16 protein-coding genes are annotated in these 20,704 nt (G+C 58.4%); 8 read left to right on the top strand and 8 right to left on the bottom strand.

Translation table 11 applies throughout. The features are described from left to right. The first annotated feature begins 64 nt into the window (after positions 1-64). From CR159_RS15645 to CR159_RS15655, 3 genes are all read left to right on the top strand, one after another. Positions 65-991, top strand: coding sequence for a LysR family transcriptional regulator (locus CR159_RS15645; RefSeq protein WP_233208350.1), 927 nt, complete (start codon positions 65-67; stop codon positions 989-991). Continuing rightward, entirely contained in the window at positions 988-1,566 is a 579-nt protein-coding gene (locus CR159_RS15650) for a P-loop nucleotide/nucleoside kinase family protein (protein ID WP_102074903.1), read from the top strand. The genes CR159_RS15645 and CR159_RS15650 overlap by 4 nt, the downstream gene beginning before the upstream one ends. 93 nt (positions 1,567-1,659) lie before the next feature. Beyond that, on the top strand, positions 1,660-3,288 hold the full coding sequence (locus tag CR159_RS15655; RefSeq protein ID WP_102074904.1) for an MFS transporter: 1,629 nt from the start codon (positions 1,660-1,662) through the stop codon (positions 3,286-3,288). Positions 3,289-3,316: 28 nt separating this feature from the next. Here CR159_RS15655 and CR159_RS15660 read toward each other — a convergent pair whose 3' ends face one another. From CR159_RS15660 to CR159_RS15675, 4 genes are all read right to left on the bottom strand, one after another. Then, positions 3,317-3,985: a tRNA-uridine aminocarboxypropyltransferase gene (locus CR159_RS15660; RefSeq protein WP_369406255.1), complete on the bottom strand. Its 669-nt coding sequence runs from the start codon at positions 3,983-3,985 to the stop codon at positions 3,317-3,319. Beyond that, a complete protein-coding gene (locus CR159_RS15665; protein WP_102074924.1) occupies positions 3,982-4,311 on the bottom strand; it encodes a DHCW motif cupin fold protein in 330 nt (109 codons plus the stop codon). The genes CR159_RS15660 and CR159_RS15665 overlap by 4 nt, the downstream gene beginning before the upstream one ends. 98 nt (positions 4,312-4,409) lie before the next feature. Further along, on the bottom strand, positions 4,410-4,901 hold the full coding sequence (gene ssb / locus CR159_RS15670) for a single-stranded DNA-binding protein (protein WP_102068285.1): 492 nt from the start codon (positions 4,899-4,901) through the stop codon (positions 4,410-4,412). Between the two features lie 105 nt (positions 4,902-5,006). Next, entirely contained in the window at positions 5,007-6,215 is a 1,209-nt protein-coding gene (locus tag CR159_RS15675; protein ID WP_102074906.1) for an MFS transporter, read from the bottom strand. A 128-nt stretch (positions 6,216-6,343) separates the two neighbouring features. Between CR159_RS15675 and uvrA the strand changes: the two genes are divergently transcribed. Then, positions 6,344-9,190: an excinuclease ABC subunit UvrA gene (gene uvrA / locus CR159_RS15680; protein WP_102074907.1), complete on the top strand. Its 2,847-nt coding sequence runs from the start codon at positions 6,344-6,346 to the stop codon at positions 9,188-9,190. A 24-nt stretch (positions 9,191-9,214) separates the two neighbouring features. Here the strand turns inward: uvrA and CR159_RS15685 are convergent, their stop codons facing one another. The 3 genes from CR159_RS15685 to CR159_RS15695 are packed head-to-tail and all read right to left on the bottom strand — an operon-like array spanning position 9,215 to position 12,047. Further along, entirely contained in the window at positions 9,215-10,348 is a 1,134-nt protein-coding gene (locus CR159_RS15685; RefSeq protein WP_102074908.1) for a deoxyguanosinetriphosphate triphosphohydrolase, read from the bottom strand. Next, positions 10,345-11,442 carry a 3-dehydroquinate synthase gene (aroB, locus tag CR159_RS15690; RefSeq protein WP_102074909.1) on the bottom strand — a complete coding sequence of 366 codons (1,098 nt, stop codon included), beginning with the start codon at positions 11,440-11,442 and terminating at the stop codon, positions 10,345-10,347. The genes CR159_RS15685 and aroB overlap by 4 nt, the downstream gene beginning before the upstream one ends. After that, positions 11,439-12,047, bottom strand: a complete 609-nt coding sequence (locus CR159_RS15695; RefSeq protein ID WP_102074910.1) for a shikimate kinase — start codon at positions 12,045-12,047, stop codon at positions 11,439-11,441. Before CR159_RS15695 ends, aroB begins: the two co-directional genes overlap by 4 nt. A 115-nt stretch (positions 12,048-12,162) precedes the next feature. Between CR159_RS15695 and CR159_RS15700 the strand changes: the two genes are divergently transcribed. The 4 genes from CR159_RS15700 to CR159_RS15715 all read left to right on the top strand — a co-directional run bounded on the left by CR159_RS15700 (position 12,163) and on the right by CR159_RS15715 (position 19,498). Further along, the gene (locus CR159_RS15700; RefSeq protein WP_102074911.1) at positions 12,163-14,595 is read left to right on the top strand and encodes a penicillin-binding protein 1A; all 2,433 of its coding nucleotides are present in this window, start codon (positions 12,163-12,165) and stop codon (positions 14,593-14,595) included. Between the two features lie 144 nt (positions 14,596-14,739). Beyond that, positions 14,740-14,985, top strand: a complete 246-nt coding sequence (gene lptM / locus CR159_RS21430; RefSeq protein ID WP_143705472.1) for an LPS translocon maturation chaperone LptM — start codon at positions 14,740-14,742, stop codon at positions 14,983-14,985. 42 nt (positions 14,986-15,027) lie between these two features. Beyond that, positions 15,028-16,296, top strand: a complete 1,269-nt coding sequence (gene lysA / locus CR159_RS15710) for a diaminopimelate decarboxylase (protein WP_102074913.1) — start codon at positions 15,028-15,030, stop codon at positions 16,294-16,296. Between the two features lie 229 nt (positions 16,297-16,525). Continuing rightward, the gene (locus tag CR159_RS15715) at positions 16,526-19,498 is read left to right on the top strand and encodes an EAL domain-containing protein (RefSeq protein WP_102074914.1); all 2,973 of its coding nucleotides are present in this window, start codon (positions 16,526-16,528) and stop codon (positions 19,496-19,498) included. Between the two features lie 56 nt (positions 19,499-19,554). Here the strand turns inward: CR159_RS15715 and CR159_RS15720 are convergent, their stop codons facing one another. Then, positions 19,555-20,568 (bottom strand): GGDEF domain-containing protein, encoded by a 1,014-nt coding sequence (locus tag CR159_RS15720; protein ID WP_102074915.1) that lies wholly within the window; start codon positions 20,566-20,568, stop codon positions 19,555-19,557. Positions 20,569-20,704: the final 136 nt, after the last annotated feature.

The following is a 20,704-nucleotide window of genomic DNA, read 5'->3' on the forward strand; positions in this document are numbered from 1 at the left end:
CGGCAACATTACATATAGTTTTATATATAATTCCATCATGCCTACCCCGCCGGGATATCCCCCTTTGATTCTGCGTTTACGAACGCGCCAGCTTGCGTTGCTGAGCCTGCTTGATACCGAACGCAACCTGGGACGCGCGGCAACCGGCCTGAACATCAGCCAGCCAGCGGCTAGCAAGCTGCTGCAACAGGCGGAAGACGCCTTCGGCGTTCCGCTATTCCAGCGCCATGCTCGCGGCATGACGCCAACGCCCTACGGCGAAGTCATGGTGCGTTATGCGCGCCGAATGTTGACTGATTTTGACTACATGCATGAAGAAATCATCGCCTTGCATTCGGGCTTGCAAGGCGCGTTACGGATCGGGACCGTACCAGGCGCCATCCCGCAGTTGCTCGCTCCGATGCTGGTGGACTATAAACATCGCCATCCCCGCGTAGCGGTTTCGATACTGGTCGACACCAGCGACATGATGATACGTCAGCTGGCGCGCGGCGAAGTCGATTTGGTATTGGGCCGCCTGACCACGGGACACGGCGATGGCGATTATTCCAGTGCCCCGCTGCTGAATGAGGCACTTGTCGTGGTGGCACGCGCCTCGCATCCTCTTGCCGGGCAAGGCAGCATTTCCTTTGATGACTTGATATCGATGGAATGGATACTTCAGCCGCCCGGCGCCCCGCAACGAGTCCGCTTCGAAGCGGCATTGCACGAGGCGGGCGTGGACATGCATCTGAACATCACCGAAACAGCCTCGACCATCGCAACCACTGCAATGCTTGAAATGTCGGACATGTTGGCGGTCATGCCGGCCTCATTGGCGGAACACTACGGACGCCTGGGCGTCATACGGGTATTGCCGGTGGACCTGCCCATACGCTTGCAACCCATACATCTCATCACACGGCAAAACCAGACGCTTTCGCCAGCCGCGACGCAATTCGTAGCCGCCATGCACAAGCACGCCCAAATCATAGACAAGGCACCCACATGAATGATCCTACCGCCCTTTTTGTGCTCGGCCATGCCGGAACCGGCAAATCCTTCCTGACCACCCACTTCGTTCGACGGCAACGTGAAGAAGGACGAGCCTGGTGTGTGCTGGACAAAGACGTGGTCAGCGAAATTTGGTCGGGCTCGATGCTGGCGGCCCTGGGGCAAGATCCCAATGACCGCGATAGCCCACTATTCAAGGCGAAAGTTCGCGACCTGGAATATCAGAGCACGCTGCGCATCGCAAAAGACCAACTGGACATCGGGCTGGATGTGATTTTTCCAGGCCCGTGGAGCCGGGAAACCGCCTCCTCGGCGCTTTTCTCCGTACAGGATCTCGGGTTTCCCCCACAGACCAGGCTACGTCACATATGGCTGGAGCTACCGCTGGCTGTACGAAGGCAACGCATTGTGGACCGGAATGACCCGCGCGACCAATGGAAGCTTGATCACTGGGACGCATACACCACTGCATTGAAGCGTCCATCCGCCGTGCAGGACGGACGGGTGCCCGTCCTTGACGCTAGTCTCCCCATTGCAGACCAAGTCGCGCAACTGGCTGCGCTGGTCCGCTGAACCGTCCTAATCCCAGCGATCTGCTGATACAATAAATTCAACCTATAAAGCAGGCCACGTCATGCGACCCAGGCATGCGCAAGGAGCTTACCAATTCCTCAAAGAGCCTCAGCCTTAGCCCCGTTCCGGCATGCCACATTCCGCGCATTATGGACGGCGACGCTAGCTTCCAATCTTGGCGGCTTAATCCAGGCGGTGGGCGCCGGCTGGCTCATGACAACAATCTCCGACTCAGACGACATGGTGGCCTTAGTGCAGGCGGCAACGACGCTGCCCATCATGATCTTCTCGCTGGCCGCCGGCGCACTCGCCGATAACTTCGACCGCCGCAACATCATGCTGGCGGCCCAAATCCTCATGATGCTGGTGTCCGCCGTCCTGGCGGTGTTTGCCATTTCGGGAATGCTTTCACCCTGGCTGCTGCTCGCCTTCACGTTTTTTATCGGTTGCGGAACCGCGCTGCATAATCCGTCATGGCAGGCCTCCATGGGCGACCTCGTTCCGCGCGAGCACTTGCCCGGCGCCGTTACCCTGAACAGCATGAGCTACAACCTCATGCGCAGCGTCGGACCCGCCGTCGGCGGCATGATCGTCGCGCTGGCCGGCGCAGCATTTGCATTCGCCTTGAATGCCCTCAGCTACATCGCCTTGATCCGCGCCTTGTGGCTCTGGAAGCCGCAAAGGCCGGCCCGCACCCTGCCGCGCGAAGCTTTCGGCAGCGCCATCTCGGCCGGCCTGCGCTACATCGCCATGTCGCCCAATTTATTGAAAGTGCTGTTCCGCGGCTTCCTGTTCGGACTGGCCGCCGTAGCGGTACTCGCTTTATTGCCGCTGGTAGCGCGCGACCTTGTACAAGGCGGCGCCTTCACCTACGGCATCATGCTGGGCTGCTTTGGTGCCGGCGCCATCGGCGGCGCCATGCTCAATGCGCGGGTGCGGGAAAACTGGCGTAACGAAACCATCGTACGGGCCGCCTTCACCGGTTTTGCCATAAGCGCGGTTTTGCTGGCATTAAGCCGGGACTTGTGGATAAGCTGCCTGGTCCTGCTGCCCGCCGGCGCCTGCTGGGTAATGACGCTATCCCTCTTTAACGTAACGGTTCAACTATCGACGCCGCGCTGGGTCGTGGGCCGGGCCCTGGCGTTATATCAAACCGCCACTTTCGGCGGCATGGCGGCAGGCAGCTGGCTTTGGGGATTGACGGCCGAAGCGCACGGCGCCGACCAGGCCCTGATCGTATCTGGCGCGGTGCTGCTGGGGGGAGCATTGATAGGGCTGCGCTTTGCCTTGCCCGAATTCGACAAGCTGAATCTCGACCCACTGGACCGCTTCAACGAACCCGAACTGAAGCTGGACCTCAGCTCGCGCAGCGGCCCCATCATGGTGATGGTGGATTACGAGATTGCACAGGCCGACATACCCGCCTTCCTGACGGCAATGGCGTTACGCCGGCGAATACGCATTCGCGACGGTGCGCGCCAGTGGGCCTTGCTGCGCGATCTGGAAAACCCCCGCGTCTGGACGGAAAGCTACCATGTGGCGACCTGGGTCGAATATGTTCGACATCATCAGCGCCGGACCTTTGCGGACGCTGTGGTGTCGGATCAGCTGCTGGCGTTGCACCGCGGCAAAGAATCTCCGCGGGTCCACCGCATGATCGAGCGTCAAACAGTACCGATACGCGACGATACACCGTTGAAGGTGCATGAGCCGCTGCCTTGAGCATCGCGTGAGGCGGCGGCCAGACTCTTCAGTTGCGCTCTTCAGATGCCGGCAAACCGCCATAATTTCGCCCATACACGTCCATACCCATTGCCTGGATCTGCTGTTCGATAAGAACGTTGAAGGGCGTCAAAACCGAACTGAAATCCTGGTCAGGCTCCAGACGCGCCAGCGTACGCACCACCGCTTCGATCGTGGACACGGCGGCCGGCTCGCGGGTCTGACGCAGCCTGTAGCTGGATGGCGGTCCGTTTTCCAGGCTCAGGCGCGGCAAAGTCGCCAGTATGGGATTGGCATACAGTATCTTGCGCGCTTTGCGCCACGTGCCATCGGGCACGATCAACAGTGCCATGTTCGGATCTGTATGGTCCACCAGCGGCTGCGGCGCCACGGCGCCGTCTCCCGGGAATAACAAGAAAACGGAGTGGTATTCGGCCACGATGGCATCCAGATCGGGGAAATGTTCGCCTACCAGTACCTGTGATCGCTGCAAGCCCAGCGCCGCCAGCCGCCCCGTATTCAGGGCGTGGCGATATTCCGATGGATGTTGAAGTAGCAACACGTGCGTACGGTTGGCCACTGTACGCACGTGGGCGCACAGGCAATGTGATGCTGGCCGCAAGCAACGTTCGCATCGGGGCCGCGATGGGGGAGACGGATTCAGGGGTGAATTCAGTTGAGTGAACCTTAAGATCAGTCGACGATAAACAGTTTCGCGCCCGTGATGGTTGAGGAACGGTGCTGTTCTGCTTGATCAGCTACTTGATAACTCATGCCCGGTATGAGCAAAAACTTCCGACCATCCTCGAGCTCAGTGTGTAATTCGCCGTCCAGGCAATACAAAACGTGCCCCTTGCTGCACCAATGGTCGGCGAGATAACCAGGGGTATATTCTACGATCCGCACACGAATGTCTCCAAAATACTGTGTGCGCCAGATTGCTTGGCCGATCTCACCGGGATGTACCGTTGTGTCGATCTCCTCCCATTTGGTAACTCCGAACGGAATACTATGCATTTCCATAAGTGCCATGGTTCCTAAAAAAGCAGGGTGGATGCCAAAGAAAAACCCCTACTAAACAATAATAGGGGTCTACTTGCGTCAACAGAGTGGACAGTGCCCTAGAAAGGCACGTCGTCGTCCATATCGGCAAGGTTAGCCGCAGGCGAAGCTTGCGGCGCTGCAGGACGAGGCTGCTGGGCGGGACGCTGCGCGCGGGGCTGGGCTGGCGCCTGGTTGTATTCGTTGCCGCCACCGCCCATGCTGGCGTCGCCTTCGCGGCCGCCCAGCATTTGCATTTGATCAGCGACGATGTCGGTGCTGAAACGGTCGGCGCCCGTATCCTTGTCTTGCCACTTGCGAGTTTTAAGGCGCCCTTCCACGTACACCGAGCGGCCTTTTTTCAGGTATTCGCCGGCGATTTCGGCGAGGCGGTTGTAAAACACGACGCGATGCCATTCGGTTTCTTCACGCTTTTCACCGCTGGCCTTGTCTTTCCATTGCGACGTGGTGGCAATGGATACGTTGCAAATGGCTGCGCCGTCGGGGCTGTAGCGGACTTCGGGGTCTCGTCCGAGATTGCCGACGAGAATGACTTTGTTGACTGAGGCCATGACAATACCTTTACCTTGAAATTTTCACATTAACGCTATTATCGACGATAACAGCACTACTTTCCATATACTTGCGTACTATTGCGCTGGACCGAAACAGCCGCCTCATGACGGTGATCTGAATCCGCGGGCGGTCAGGAACCAGGCAAATGCCAAGCCGGCGGAAACCAGGAAAACGGCAGACGAGCGGTCATGAGAAGCCAGCAGCCCGCCCACCACTCCGCCTGCGAATATGCCCAGCGACTGCGCCGTATTGTAGAAGCCCAGTGCCAGTCCCTTGTATTCCGGGGGCGCCACGCGGGAAACCAGCGATGGCTGCAACGCTTCCAATATATTGAACGCAATAAAGAACCCCACCAGTGTGGCAACCGTTCCAAAAAAACTGCTGCTGGCCAGGGGCATCAGGGCCAACACCACCACCAGCCCTGCCACGGCGACTTCCATGGCCACTTTGTGGGCGTGCCGGGTCTCGGTATAGAAGACCGCCGGCACCATCAAGACGAAGGACAGCAAAATGACCGGCAGGTACACTTCCCACAAGTTCGCCGAATCGTAGCCGCCCAAGGTGGAAAGCAGTCCGGGGGCCACAATGAAGAGCGCCATCAGAATGAAGTGCAGGCAGAACACACCAAAGTTCAGGCGCAATAAATCGGAATGGCCCAGCACATCGCGAGGGCTAGCTTGCACGATGGGCGCTTTCGCCTGGGGTACGGAGGGTACGGCAAAAGCGGCAATCAGCAAGCACACGAAGCCCAGGATGCTGATGGCCCAGAACAGTCCCGACAAGCCGAATTCGCCGACCAGCATGGGCGACGCCACCAACGACACGGCAAACGAAATGCCTATGGAGCCACCCACCATGGCCATGGCACGCGTACGCACTTCGGGACGGGTGGCATCGGCCACCCATGCCGTGATCGCGGCGGAAATCGCCCCCAACCCCTGCACAACGCGCCCAACGATGATCCAGTCGACATTCGATGCCAGGGCGCAGATGACGCCCCCGATAATAAAGAGCACCATGCCGAAGACGATGACGGGTCGACGCCCGAAGCGATCCGACGCCATGCCCAGGGGGATCTGCATGAACGCTTGCGTCAGGCCATAGGCACCCAGGGCCAGTCCGACGCGGGCCGCATCGTTGCCTCCGGGTATCGCCTGGGCCGCCACCGCGAAAATGGGCGTGAGCAGGAACAGCCCCAGCATGCGCGAGGCAAATAGCAAGGCCAGCATAATGCTGGCGCGCCGTTCGACGGAAGTCAGCTTGAGCTTGGTGCGGGGAGATGCAGCGTGATGGGTACTAGGGGTGCTCATGAAAAACTCGGTAAATTGAACGCCATGGCCGGCGCTGTATCAAAACATATCAGAACCCGGCACAGCGCACGTAACAGCGCTGCGCGTTATAGTAGCAAGTTAGCCTTTGAAAGACCTTCGTGAACTTGATGGAAGCGATCCGCATCCGGGGCGCCCGTACGCACAACCTGAAAAATATTTCTGTGGACCTGCCACGTCACAAGCTCGTGGTGGTGACCGGCCTGTCTGGATCGGGTAAATCGTCACTGGCATTTGATACCTTGTACGCCGAAGGCCAGCGCCGTTACGTGGAAAGTCTTTCGGCCTACGCCCGGCAGTTCCTGCAACTGATGGACAAGCCCGACGTCGATCTTATTGAAGGACTGTCGCCGGCCATATCGATCGAACAGAAGTCTGCCGGACACAATCCGCGTTCCACGGTTGGCACGATCACCGAGATCCATGACTACCTGCGGCTATTGTACGCGCGGGTCGGCACCCCCTATTGTCCCGAACACGGCTTGCCGCTCCAGGCGCAGAACGTCAGCCAGATGGTGGACAAGGTCCTGGGCTGGACACCCGAAACGCGCCTGGCCATCCTGGCGCCACTGGCCCGTTCCCGCAAGGGCAGTTTCGAAGAAGAATGCGCCAGCTTGCAGGCCCAAGGCTTTGTCCGGTTGCGCGTGAACGGTGAAATGGTCAACATCGACCAGCTTGCGCCCCTGAAGAAAACAGAAAAGCACGATTTCGATGTGGTGCTGGACCGCTTGCGCGTCAAGCCGGAAAGCCAGCAGCGCCTGGCCGAGAGCTTTGAAACCGCATTGGGACTGGCCGAAGGCCGCGCCATAGCACTGAATATGGACACAGGCGAAGAACACGCCTTTTCCAGCCGCTATGCCTGCCCTGTGTGCCACCATAGCCTTACGGAACTCGAACCCCGCCTGTTCAGCTTCAACAATCCCGTGGGTGCATGCCCAACCTGCGACGGCCTGGGCAACGTCGACGTCTTCGATCCTAAACGCGTCGTAGCTTTCCCCGACCTCAGCCTGGCCAGTGGTGCGATTCATGGCTGGGACCGGCGCAATGCGTTCACCCATACCCTATTGACCAGCTTGGCTGCCCACTACGAATTTGATATCGAGACCCCATTCGAGGAGCTGTCGGCAGAAGTCCGCCAGCGTGTACTGTTCGGTTCGGGCGACGAAGAGATTTCCTTCCTGTACTTGAACGAAAAAGGTCGAACGACCGTCAAGAAGCATCCCTTCGAAGGAATTATTCCCAACCTTGAACGACGCTGGCGCGAAACGGATTCCAGCGCTGTGCGCGAAGAGCTCGGCAAATACCGGCACAGCAAAGTGTGTTCCGCTTGCGAAGGCTCGCGCCTGCGCCCTGAAGCGCGCCATGTCCTGATCGGCAACGAGAAAGGCGCCGCCGAGCGCCGCGGACGCGCCATTTTCGAAGTCGAGGCATTGTCGCTTTCAGCCTGTCTGGTCTGGTTTCAGGAGCTGGCGCTTAGCGGTGCGAAAAAGGAAATCGCCGATCGCATCGTTCGCGAGATCGAGGCGCGCCTGCAGTTCTTGAATAACGTAGGACTGAGCTACTTGTCGCTGGACCGCAGCGCGGACACGATTTCAGGCGGCGAGGCGCAACGCATACGCCTGGCCAGCCAGATAGGCTCCGGGCTTACCGGTGTCATGTATGTGCTTGACGAACCGTCCATAGGCCTGCACCAGCGCGATAACGATCGGCTGATCCTCACGCTCAAGCATCTGCGCGACCTTGGCAATAGCGTCATCGTGGTCGAGCACGACGAAGATATGATCCGCTCGGCTGACTTTGTACTCGACATGGGGCCCGGAGCGGGCGAGCATGGCGGGCAGATCGTTGCGCAAGGAACACCGGATGAGCTGGCGAGCAATGAACACTCGCTGACCGGCCAGTATCTCAGCGGCAGGCGCCGCATCGCCATCCCGCAGCGCCGGCCTGTCACACCTGACCTTCCCCGGCTGCAGATCAAGGGCTGCCGCGGCAACAATCTTAAATCCGTAGACCTGTCCATTCCGGCCGGCCGCCTCGTGTGCATCAGCGGGGTCTCCGGGTCGGGCAAGTCGACCTTGATCAACGATACCCTGGCCACGGCGGTTGCCCAGCAGTTGCACCGCGCGCAAACCGAGCCGGCGCCCTACGATACGCTGGAAGGCTTGTCGCAGTTCGACAAGATCATCAATGTGGATCAAAGCCCCATCGGCCGCACACCGCGCAGCAATCCGGCCACCTATACCGGCATGTTCACGCCAATACGCGAGCTGTTTGCCGGCGTTCCCGAGTCCCGCACACGTGGCTATGATCCGGGCCGCTTTTCGTTCAACGTAAAGGGAGGCCGCTGCGAAGCCTGCCAGGGTGACGGCGTCGTCAAGGTGGAAATGCACTTCCTGCCCGACATGTACGTCCCGTGCGACGTCTGCATGGGCAAGCGTTACAACCGCGAAACGCTGGAAATCCGATATCGCGGCCGCAGCATCAGCGAGGTGCTGGACCTTACCGTGGAGCAGGCCCTGACCTACTTCGACGCGGTGCCCACGGTATCGCGCAAGCTGCATACGCTGATGGACGTCGGCCTGTCGTACTTGCGCCTGGGGCAAAGCGCCACCACTCTTTCGGGCGGTGAAGCACAGCGTGTAAAGCTGTCCCTGGAACTGTCCAAGCGCAGCACCGGCCGCACCTTGTACATCCTTGACGAGCCCACTACCGGCCTGCATTTCCAGGATATTGCACTGCTGCTCGAAGTATTGCGCAAGCTGGTCGAAGGCGGCAATACCGTTGTCATCATCGAACACAACCTGGATGTCATCAAGACGGCCGATTGGGTCATCGACATGGGCCCGGAAGGAGGCAACGGCGGGGGCAGGATCGTGGTCGAAGGCACCCCGGAAGACGTCGCCGCATGTCCGGCGAGCCACACCGGCGGTTACCTGGGTCCCTTGCTGAAACAGTAAGGCCGTACAGGGCGATAAACCGGCCTAGCCGGCGTCCATGGTGAATAATTGCCGGTGTTCGCGGATCGCGTAACGGTCCGTCATTCCGGCAATATAGTCGGCAATTGCGCGGGCCTGATCCAGTGGCTCGGTTCGTCGGTATTCGCTGGTCAGCAAACGCGGCTCATTCTGGAAAGCGACGAACAGCTCACGCACGATATTGCGCGCCTTCACCGACATCCGCATCACCCGGTTATGCCGGTACAGGTTTTCCATGAGAAAGCTCTTTAGCGCATCGGCCTGGCGGCGCATGGAATCGGAAAAGGCCGCCAGGGGGGGCGCTTGCCTGACGGCGTCCACGCTATCGGGCTGGTGCTTGCGGATATTGGCCAATGTGGTTTCGGTCAGGTCGACAACCAATGTATTGATCATGGCGCGAATAATTTCGGCCACGAGTCGGCGCTTCTCGATATCGGGATACTTGTTCTTCACCTGGGCATGGTGCGTGGCGAATATTTCCAGCCCCAGCAATTGGTCGATGGAAATCAAGCCTGACCGGATGCCGTCGTCGATATCATGATTGTTATAGGCGATTTCATCAGCCAGGTTGGCGATCTGGGCTTCGAGCGACGGCTGCGCGCGTGCGACAAACCGTTGGCCTATGTCGCCCAGCAAGCGGGCATGCTTGATGGAACAATGCTTGAGAATGCCTTCACGTGTTTCAAAACACAGGTTCAAGCCATTGAATGCGGCATACCGCTCTTCCAGCTCGTCGACAACCCGCAAGCTTTGCAGATTATGTTCGAAACCACCCGCCCCCGGCGCTAATTCGCGCATGCAGGCATTGAGCTCGTCTTGACCCGCATGTCCGAACGGCGTGTGACCCAGGTCGTGCGCCAGCGAAATGGCTTCGGTCAGGTCTTCGTGCAGGCCAAGGTTGCGTGCAAGCGTGCGGGCTATCTGCGCCACTTCGATGCTATGCGTAAGCCGCGTGCGGAATAGATCGCCCTCGTGGTTGATGAAGACCTGCGTTTTGTATTCGAGCAGGCGAAACGCATTGCAATGAATGATACGGTCCCGGTCGCGCTGGAACTGGCTGCGACCTGTGGGTGGCGCTTCGGCGTGGCGGCGCCCGCGAGTCTGGTCAGGGTTGCAGGCGTAAGGCGCGAGGGTGCTCATGTCGGCACCTGGTGCTGTGCCAGTGCGGCCTTGTCGAGCACGCGGCGCAGCGCTTCGGGCGGCACCGACTCAAATGTGGCCCGGCCTATTTCCGGGATAAGGACAAATCGAAGCCGACCGCCTTCCGTTTTTTTGTCGACCTGCATAAGTTCGATCCAGCGATCGGTGCCCAGATCGGGAGGCCGTACCGGACAACCTATGGCAGCAGCCAGGGCCCTGACACGCTCCACGCTTTCGGCGGACAAGCCCGATGTGAGCGCCGACAGTTCTGCCGCCTGCACCATGCCGCAACCCACCGCTTCGCCATGGAGCCACTCGCCATACCCCAGGCCCGATTCGATTGCATGTCCGAACGTATGGCCGAAATTCAGGATGGCCCTCAGGCCTGATTCTCGCTCGTCCTGCGACACGACATAGGCCTTGAGCTCGCAAGAGCGCTGGATCGCGTAAGTGATGGCCTGGGGATCGAGCGCGCGCAGGGCGTCGACGTGCTCTTCGCACCAAGCAAAGAACCCGGCATCGATGATCAGGCCATACTTGATGACTTCGGCCAGGCCGGCGGCTATTTCGCGCGCGGGCAGGGTCGCGAGCACATCGGTATCGATCTCCACGGCCACGGGCTGATAGAACGCCCCAATCATGTTCTTGCCCAAAGGGTGGTTGATGCCGGTTTTGCCGCCCACCGACGAATCGACCTGCGCCAATAATGTAGTGGGAGCCTGAATAAACCGAATGCCCCGCATATAGCTGGCTGCGGCAAATCCCCCCATGTCACCAATAACGCCGCCACCCAGGGCGACCAACACCGCCTTGCGATCGAGGCGATTTTGTAACATTCCGTCAAAAATCAGATTCAACGTTTGCCAGTCTTTATAGGCTTCGCCATCCGGCAATTCGATGTACACCACCCGCTTTCCGGTCTTGGCGAGTGCCTGGGAAGCACGTTGCCCATATTGAGCGTAGACGGTGGGATTGCTGACCAACGCGATCGCTGTCGCGTCGTCGGGCATGCTTTCCGCCAACGCGTCCAGCCGGCCCGCAGCGATGTGGATGGGATAGGAACCACCTGGGGTCTCGACCTGAACGGTACTCATGAACTCACCTCGTAGTGTTGAAGCAGGGGAACGAGGCAGCGCACCACCTGGGCCACGGCCATGGAACCGGTGTCGAACGTAATACTGGCCACTTGCTCGTAGAGCGGTTCGCGTTCCTGAAGGAGGGAACGCAACCGCCCCTTGGGATCGGGCGTTTGCAATAGCGGGCGATTCCGGTCGCGCGATACGCGACGAAAGAGTTCGTCCGCGCTGGCGCGCAAATAAACAACAACCCCGCGTTCCATTAAATATTCACGATTCTCGGGAGCAAGAACGGCACCGCCGCCTGTGGCCAGTACAATACCGCGTCGACGGGAACATTCGTCGAGCGCGGTGGTCTCACGTCTACGGAAGCCTTCTTCGCCCTCGATGTCGAAAATTAACGACACCCTGACGCCGCAACGTGCTTCGAGCTCGTGATCCAGGTCGACGAATTCACGGTCCAGGATGCGAGCCAGGCTTCGACCTATTGTCGTTTTTCCGGCTCCCATCATGCCCACCAGGAATAATGGTTGATCATAAGGCAACACCACTACTGCAGGGTCTTCCGGCCCCCCTGCCATATTGTTGTCCGGGCCTGCGCCCATAGGAAAAGAATCATTCATTTGTGTATTATCCCACTTGCAATCCGACCGTACGCCGCTACACTGCATTCTTCGGTTACATAAACCTGATGCGTAAATCATAGTCTGACCGCGGTTAGACTTAAAATCGCCCGTAATGAGTTCTTCTACCAATTCCCCAAAAAGTAATCCCGACGTGTCCCATTCCTGGATTGGCCGCTTCTTCCTGAAGGCAGCCATATTCCTAGCGGGTCTCGGACTATGCGGCGCCCTGCTCGGTTCGCTTGCTCTGGCCCTCGCCTGGCCCAATTTACCTGATCTCGGGGCGATGATCGATTATCGGCCCAGGGTGCCCCTGCGCATCTACTCGGCCGACAAGGTGCTTATTGGCGAATTTGGCGAAGAACGACGCAACGTGTTGCGCTTCAACGAGATTCCCGATGTCATGAAGTCGGCGATTTTATCAGCCGAAGACGACCGCTTTTACCAGCACGGCGGCATAGACTGGTCCGGCGTTGCACGAGCCGTCCTGGCCAACCTGACGAACATGTCCAAGAGCCAGGGCGCCAGCACCATCACCATGCAGGTTGCGCGCAACTTTTATCTATCGTCCGAAAAAACCTACACGCGCAAATTCTACGAACTGCTGCTCACTTTCAAAATAGAGGCGACGCTTACCAAGGACCAGATTCTTGATCTCTATATGAATCAAATCTACCTGGGCCATCGCTCCTATGGGTTTGCCGCCGCCTCACGCGCCTATTTCGGCAAGCCGCTGGGCGAGATCACGCCCGCTGAAGCGGCCATGCTGGCCGGCATACCGAAGGCACCCTCGCGCTTCAACCCGATTGCCAACTTCGAGCGCGCCAAGTCACGCCAAGGCTATGTACTGGGGCGCATGAAAAACCTGGGATACCTCACAGAAGAAGAATTCCAGAAAGCCACGAACCAGGAAATCGTCATCAAGTCGGCGCTTGGCACGCCCGCAGGCGGCTATTCCGTGCATGGCGAGTACGTCGCCGAACTGGCGCGCCAACTCTTGTATGGCGTCTACCAAGACAACATCTACTCACGCGGCTTCAACGTATACACCACTGTCAACGCGGAAGACCAGGAAGCCGCCTACGAGGCCGTGCGGGAAGGGATCCTCGATTACACCCGCCGCTCGGTCTACCCCGGCCCCGAAACAACGCTGGACCTTCCCGAAGGCATCGAGAACGACCCGACCAAGCTCGACGCCATACTCGACGAGTTGCAAGAAAAGTATTCCGACAATGGTGATGTGCTTACCGGTGTCGTCCTGAATGCCAGCCCCACTAAAATCACCGTCGCACGCAGTGCCAAGGAGATCATCGACGTCACCGACAAGCGCGCCCTGAAGATCGTAGCGCGTGGGTTGGTGAAGAATGCCAAGGAAAAAGTCCGCATCCAGCGCGGCTCGGTGGTCTACCTGCACAAGAACGGCGAGCATTGGGAAGTCATCAACATGCCTACTGTGCAGGCGGCGTTCGTGGCCGTCCGTCCTCAAGACGGGGCCATCAAAGCCTTGGTCGGTGGTTTCAACTTCCAGGAAGGGAAGTTCAACCGCGTTACCCAGGCGTGGCGCCAGCCCGGATCAGCATTCAAGCCCTTCATCTACGCCTCGTCGCTGGAACGCGGTCTTACCCCGGCCACCCAGATTTCCGATGAACCGTTTGTGCTGACAGCGGCGCAAACGGGCTCCAAGGCATGGGCACCCAAGAATTACGGCCGCACCTACGAGCCCATGCTGACCATGCGCCAGGGGTTCTATAAATCCAAGAACATGGTCTCCATACGGATTATGCAAGCCGTAGGCCCAAAGTATGTTCAAGACTACCTGACTCGTTTCGGCTTCGATCGTGAGCGCCAGCCCGCGGTGCTGCCGCTTGCATTGGGCGCCGGCAGCGTTACACCGCTGCAACTGGCCGGCGCCTATTCGGTGTTCGCCAATGGCGGCTACCGTGTTCCCCCTTATCTGATTGACCACGTCACCGACAGCAGCGGCAAGGTCATCATGCAAGCGAAGCCGACCATCGCGGGCGACACGGCAGCTCGCGCCATCGACCCACGCACGGCATATGTCATGAACGATATGATGCGCGGCGTCGCCACATCGGGTACGGGTGCGCGTGTACATCGCGAACTCAAGCGCAACGACATCGGCGGCAAGACGGGGACAACCAATGAATCCCACGATGCCTGGTTTGCAGGCTTTACCCCCAAGCTCGTGAGCGTGGTCTGGATGGGCTACGATCAACCCCGCTCGCTAGGGTCCGGCGAAACGGGTGGCGGCGCCGCCCTGCCTATCTGGCTCGACTACATGCGCGCCGCGTTGAAAGGCCAGCCTGAAATCCCGCCCGGCCCAATGCCTGCCGGTCTTAGCAAAATCGACGGCGATTACTACTTCTCAGAATTCCCTCCAGGACAGGCGGTGGCCCGTGTCGGTCTACCGACTCCGTCCGAGACGCCTGTGGACGGCGGCGGGCTGGATGCCATCGGGACCTTGCTGCACGACCTGACCAGCGGTAGCGGACCACGCCGCGAGCAGCCTCCTGACGTCCCCTTTTAATTCATACGCCCCTTGCGGCAGTCAAGCCAGTTCCCGAAAAGATTGCGAAGGTGCCCCCAATATTGGGGGCACCTTCGCGTATGATTCCATTGTCGATCAAAACGATCAACATACTTGTCATCCGCCTGTCTTTGGAGTCCTATCATGCAAGCGCCACGTGCCCCGACTGCCGCCCATACCTTTTGTCGCCTAGCAGCCAGCGTCGCTGTATTTTCCACGTTGCTTGCCTGCGGTTATAAGGGGCCGTTATACATGCCGCCACCTCCTGCACCGGAAGCGTCGCTCACGACGCCGCCCACACCAGCAGGCGTGCCCGACTCCGGTACCACAAGCGGCGGCAACGATGGCAATGCCGACGCTGCCTCCACCAGCCCCGTGCGCGCGCAATAGTCCTGCATCGTCGCCAACCTTCTCTTTCCATTAGCGCCAACCATGACCGTCTCCCCGCACTTCGAGTTCCGCGACGGCGTCCTGCACGCCGAAGATCTTCCTTTGACCAATTTGGCCGAACAATTCGGCACGCCGCTCTATGTTTATTCGCGACAGGCCTTGCATGATGCCTGGGAGGCTTATCGCACAGCGGCCCGTGACCGCGATGTGCTGGTATGTTTTGGCATGAAGGCAAACTCCAACCTGGCGGTGCTTAACGAGTTCCGAAAGCTGGGGTCCGGTTTCGACATCGTATCGGGCGGGGAACTGGCGCGGGTGCTAGCCATCGGAGGGGATGCCTCCAAGATCGTTTTCTCGGGCGTCGGCAAGCAGGTCTGGGAAATGCAGGCCGCTCTCAAAGCCGGGGTAAAGTGTTTCAACGTCGAGTCCGAGGCTGAGCTTGTCCGGTTGTCGGAAGTGGCACAGCAATCAGGGGCGGTCGCACGCATATCGCTGCGCGTGAATCCCGACGTCGATGCCCAAACGCATCCCTATATTTCCACCGGCCTCAAAGAAAACAAGTTCGGCATTGCCATCGAAACCGCGGTAGCGGTCTACCAACATGCCGCCGCCCTGCCCAATATAGAAATTGTCGGAGTGGATTGCCACATCGGTTCGCAGATCACCGAGATCAGTCCTTATCTGGACGCGCTGGACAAGCTCATTGTTCTTATCAAAAGCCTCGCTGACAAAGGCATCGAACTCAAGCACCTCGACCTGGGCGGCGGAATCGGCATCCGCTACACCGACGAAACGCTGCTTTCGCCCACCGTGCTCCTGGACAAGGTATTCCAGTCGCTCGAAACTCACGGTCTTTCCCATCTTCAGCTTGTCCTGGAGCCAGGGCGTTCGCTCGTCGGCAACTCAGGGGTCTTGCTGACCACCGTCGAATACCTCAAACACAGCGAGGCCAAGAACTTCGCCATTGTGGATGCGGCCATGAACGATTTGTTACGCCCAACGCTCTACGACGCCTGGCATAGTGTGGAAGCCGTGGTACCGCGCGAGAATACAGCTAATGACACGGTCTACGATATTGTGGGTCCCATTTGTGAAAGCGGCGACTGGCTCGCACGTGATCGCAGCCTGCATCTGGAGCAGGGCGATGTCCTGGCCATTATGTCCGCCGGTGCGTATGCATTCACCATGGCAAGCCAATACAACACCCGGCCGCGCGCTGCCGAAATCATGGTCGACGGTTTGAACGCCCATGTCGTTCGTCCCCGTGAAACACTCGAGAGCCTGTTTGCCATGGAGACGCCGCTGGACTGATCCTTGCCGAGCTTACTGCCTCTAAAGAAACCCAGGAATCGACCGTTAACGTTTGGTAGTTCACAGATACATTGATAGCCATCCGTGAACCAGCGTAGATACACGGTCATTACTGAAAAACGATATTTTTTGTCATAATGCAATCAAGTTTTCAGAAAATTTCAGTATTATGCTTAATCGGTATTTTTGATCGTAGCTTCCTGGGAAAAGGCCCGTAGAAAAACAAAATATGACGGCTCGAAACGCGCTTCGCAATACCTTCCTCAAGAAGCTCACTACAGTAGCCGATCAACTGGTTTACTATTTCTCACTCTATGCAGTACCGGCCGCCATCGTCATTTTGTCCGGTCTGGCCTTGTACGGCTTGAACAGCCAATACCCGCTCACGCATGGCGACCGCGTCTCGATCCGGCTTCTGCCCGAAGGCAGTTCCCAATACACACCGTCGCGAGCCCTGGCGGCACTCCATACCCTGCCCGCGGTGCCCGTAACGAAGGCATCATCGCCCAGCTGGTTTCTCGTGGACTTGCCGGCATCGCCTGATATCGATGACGCCGCGCTCCACATTCCCTCGCCGCTTACCCAAACGCTGGAGTGCTGGAAGGCTGACGCTAACATATTGCGCACACTGGGCAGCGCAAGCCGAAACGCAGAAACCGGATCAGTGCGCACCAGCAAAATGGGCTTCGCCGTATCACTGGGCTATGTTCCCACGCCGACATCGCTCTTGTGCTATGCAAGCTTTGTCCAGACCGGCACACTATCGGCCGAGCTCTGGAGCCAACCCGACCTTCGCGCCTCAACCAGCCGCTTCGATCGAGGAACAGGGCTTCTGGAAGGTGGTTTGCTTACCATCGCCTTGTTCATCCTGGTTATCGCTATCACCAATCGGGAATGGGTCTATCTACTACTGGCAACATGGCTCGTCGGTAACCTGCGGTTGGGTGCATTCGCACTGGGGTGGGACAGCCTATGGCTGGGCCATTCCATTCCGCTGGAATGGATGCCGCTGATCAGGCAACTGACCGTTGCGGCCTATTATCTGCTTACTTTCTCCCTGCTGACACAACTCTTTCGCGATAACCTCCGATCGCGCTTCTCGCGCTTGTGGCGTGCGGCCAAATGGGCAGGCCTGGCGCTGCTCATCGGCGCACTGGTCCTGCCCTATACGTCCTTCCAGCCCCTCATGTGGGTGACTTGCGGGTTCGGCATACTGGTGGCGGTCATCATGCTTATGCGCTGCACATATATCGCGCGAACAAGAGCATGGATGTGGCATCTCATCATATTGGGCATGTCGCTATGCGTCCTGCTGTCCGGTATCTTGCTGGCCGTTTTTGGCCGTACTACCTTCGTCGACACCTTCACGAGTGTCATTGCGCTGCTGCTCTCCAACATTATGGTCGCCTTGGCAGTCGCGGAACGCATGCGCGAGGAGCGCAAAAAACGCGTACGCGCCCAAACAGAGCTGGTCAGCAACTATGCCGTATCTCCCCTGGGCATCTTCACGCTCAACCTCGACGGAGCTTTCGTACGGGCAAATCCGGTCCTTGAACAGATGCTCGGCTTCTCCCTGGACAGAAGCAAGGCGCAACGCTGGACAAACTACTTCCCGCCCCAAGACTGGGCCGCGTTGGCCGAAAAGACCCAATCGGGTGAAGAAGTCGAGATAGAACCGTTGGCTGCAATCATCCAGTCCGGCATACCGCAGCATTTCGTGATTCGCGTTGCGCTCGCCGATAACCAGATTGAAGGGTCGTTACAGGACATCACTTCGCGCACCGAAACGATCAATCAATTGCGGCTCCTGGCCGATAACGACCCGCTTACCAACGTACTGAATCGGCGTGGCATCGAGAAGGTACTGAATACGTCTCTTGAGCGCCTGAGCGTCGGCGAACCGTGTGCGCTGGCTTACATCAATCTGGATCCTTACAAGCGCATCAACAGCCTCTTTGGCCATATGTCGGGCGACGAAGTGCTCCAGCAAGTCTGCGAGCGCATCAAAAAAGCCTTAACCACCAAACAGCAAGTAGGCCGTATCGGCGGTGACGAGTTCATCATTTTGTTTCCCGACTCGACCATCGCCCAGGCGCGGGTTACGGCCGCCGATGTCATCCAGCGGCTCAATTCCACCGCATTGTACGTGGGCGAACGGGCGTATCAAATAAATAGCGCCATGGGAATCATTGAAGTCACCTCCAACATGGATTCCAAGGACATGATTTCGGCCGCCGGTCGGGCCTGTCGGGACGCCCGCAAGCAGCATCGCGACATCGTGGTCTACGAACAAGACTCCGAAGAACTGCAGGAACATACCGAAGAACTGCGGCTTTTCGATGAACTCGAAGGCAGCGACTCGCCGCGTGGCCTCTATCTCGAAATGCAGCCCATCATGTCGATGAAGAATCCGCTGCAGACGCTTAACTTTGAAGTTCTCTTGCGCGTGCGCAATTCCACGGGCACCCTGGTTCCAACCGGCAAAATAATTGCGGCTGCGGAAGAAAGCGGCACGGTAACCATCATCGATAAATGGGTATTCTCCGCAACGCTCGAATGGCTGGCCAAACATGAAAGCCGACTGACCAAAACCGAGATGGTGAACGTCAACCTGAGCGGCGTGTCCTTGAACGACGACAAGTTCATTGATGCCTTCTTCGCCATACTCGCGCGCTACGAACATCTTGCCAGTCGCCTGTGCGTCGAAATCACCGAAGGCGTGGCACTGCAAGATCTCGACCGAACCCGTGTGTTCATGAAGCGCCTGCAGAAAATGGGCGCATTCGTAGCGCTGGACGATTTTGGCGCCGGCTACACCTCATTTTCGTACCTGAAGGAATTGGCGGCCGATGCCATAAAGATCGACGGTGCACTGATCAAGGACATGATGGCCAATGAAACCAACACCGCCATTGTCCGCACCATTGTCGAACTCGCCCGCAACCTGGGCATGAAGAGCATCGCCGAGTGGGCCGAAGATTGCGCGACCCTGCGCGCGCTGCAAGACATGGGTGTCGACTACGTTCAGGGCTTCGTCGTCTCCAGGGCCAAATCGCCCGCCGACATACTAAGTGCCAATACCCTGGCGGATCTGATCGATGATGAGGAAGTCTTGACGTTTATCCGTGAGATCTCCACCGAGAACCGGGATGACGACGACCGGCATCAGCCAAGCAAGCAAGCCCCCGCGAACTGGTTCTAGTGCTAAACAGCGCAATAGCGCAGCCGGCCACGCCATAACGTATAGAAGGGGCTTGATCAGCCCACCGCGTAGCCGGTGACTCGGGTTGGCTGACTCATAAGCGTCACGCGTTGCGGGATGGTCTTGGTGCACTTTTCTTCATACATGCGCTCGTCGGCCATATGCATGGTTTTCGTCAATGAACCTGCTTCCGACCTGAGCGCCATGCCCATGGAAATATTGATTCCCACTTGCTGGAAGGATTCCTTGAGCCGTTTCATTAATGCTGCTGCGCCGGCTGGCGTTGCATATTGCGCCACCACGCCGAATTCATCGCCGCCCAGTCGGCCCACCGCATCGTTGGTGCGCAACACGGCTGAGATGGTTTGTGCGGTTAGCCGGATGAGATCATCGCCAGCCGAATGGCCACGAGTATCGTTGACCGTCTTGAGATAATCGAGATCGAGCATGAATATGGCAGCGTCGCTGCCGTCGTTGCCTGTCATTGCGTCGATATGGGCGAGGCGATTGATCCAGCCGGCACGGTTCAGCGTGCCGGTAAGTGGATCCAGGAAGGCATCGCGCTGCAGTTCCAACATAAGACGTTCGGCCAAGCCGAGCTCGGCATGCAGGGCAAGCGTAAGGGCCAGCGCGGTCAGGCAGGAGCGCACCTCATTGGTACGCCGCGCTATGCTGAACGGCCAGTCGTATGCCAAGCCTATGACGCAGCCTGGGCTTTCCGCCCCGGGAGCTTGAAGATCGGTGCGTACCAGGTAGGCCGCGCTGGAACCGGTGGCGGTGTCCAGTGCCAGACACGCCTTCTCGTGTTCCATAACGTGGCGATAGAAGAAACCGTCGTTAAGAGGATCGGGAATCCAGTCCCCTTGAAATAGTGATGCGAGATCGGTTGATGAGAGAATCTCGAAGCGCCCGGAGGTCGCAGACAACGCGCTTTGCCCGGTGCTGTATCCGACCAGCCATCCCTCCAGTGGCACGAAAACGTGCAAAACCCTTAGCTGAGCAGCAAGCGCTTTGTTAGCTAAAAGAGTTGCCCGAATCTCGATACCCGGACCTTCTTTAATTGTAGACATAATTATTTTTTTTTAGATGTTCGTCTGATAACAAGCTTGAAGTGGCGTTAAAGCCCTAGCGCTACAGCTTGAGAGCCCCGCCCCGTCATTGCCGGAACATTGCAACGATTTCGACATTTCCTACGTCTTGATACTG

It is taken from the genome of Pollutimonas subterranea (assembly GCF_002849655.1).
Classification (GTDB): Bacteria; Pseudomonadota; Gammaproteobacteria; order Burkholderiales; family Burkholderiaceae_B; genus Pollutimonas; species Pollutimonas subterranea.

What these genes read in the sequence shown, in the direction of transcription:
- uvrA (WP_102074907.1), top strand. Translation starts at nt 6,344, where the DNA reads ATGGAAGCGATCCGCATCCGGGGCGCCCGTACGCACAACCTGAAAAAT.
- ssb (WP_102068285.1), bottom strand. Translation starts at nt 4,901, where the DNA reads ATGGCCTCAGTCAACAAAGTCATTCTCGTCGGCAATCTCGGACGAGAC.
- CR159_RS15665 (WP_102074924.1), bottom strand. Translation starts at nt 4,311, where the DNA reads ATGGAAATGCATAGTATTCCGTTCGGAGTTACCAAATGGGAGGAGATC.
- CR159_RS15685 (WP_102074908.1), bottom strand. Translation starts at nt 10,348, where the DNA reads ATGAGCACCCTCGCGCCTTACGCCTGCAACCCTGACCAGACTCGCGGG.
- CR159_RS15720 (WP_102074915.1), bottom strand. Translation starts at nt 20,568, where the DNA reads ATGTCTACAATTAAAGAAGGTCCGGGTATCGAGATTCGGGCAACTCTT.
- aroB (WP_102074909.1), bottom strand. Translation starts at nt 11,442, where the DNA reads ATGAGTACCGTTCAGGTCGAGACCCCAGGTGGTTCCTATCCCATCCAC.
- CR159_RS15695 (WP_102074910.1), bottom strand. Translation starts at nt 12,047, where the DNA reads ATGAATGATTCTTTTCCTATGGGCGCAGGCCCGGACAACAATATGGCA.
- lysA (WP_102074913.1), top strand. Translation starts at nt 15,028, where the DNA reads ATGACCGTCTCCCCGCACTTCGAGTTCCGCGACGGCGTCCTGCACGCC.
- CR159_RS15650 (WP_102074903.1), top strand. Translation starts at nt 988, where the DNA reads ATGAATGATCCTACCGCCCTTTTTGTGCTCGGCCATGCCGGAACCGGC.
- lptM (WP_143705472.1), top strand. Translation starts at nt 14,740, where the DNA reads ATGCAAGCGCCACGTGCCCCGACTGCCGCCCATACCTTTTGTCGCCTA.
- CR159_RS15675 (WP_102074906.1), bottom strand. Translation starts at nt 6,215, where the DNA reads ATGAGCACCCCTAGTACCCATCACGCTGCATCTCCCCGCACCAAGCTC.
- CR159_RS15700 (WP_102074911.1), top strand. Translation starts at nt 12,163, where the DNA reads ATGAGTTCTTCTACCAATTCCCCAAAAAGTAATCCCGACGTGTCCCAT.
- CR159_RS15715 (WP_102074914.1), top strand. Translation starts at nt 16,526, where the DNA reads ATGACGGCTCGAAACGCGCTTCGCAATACCTTCCTCAAGAAGCTCACT.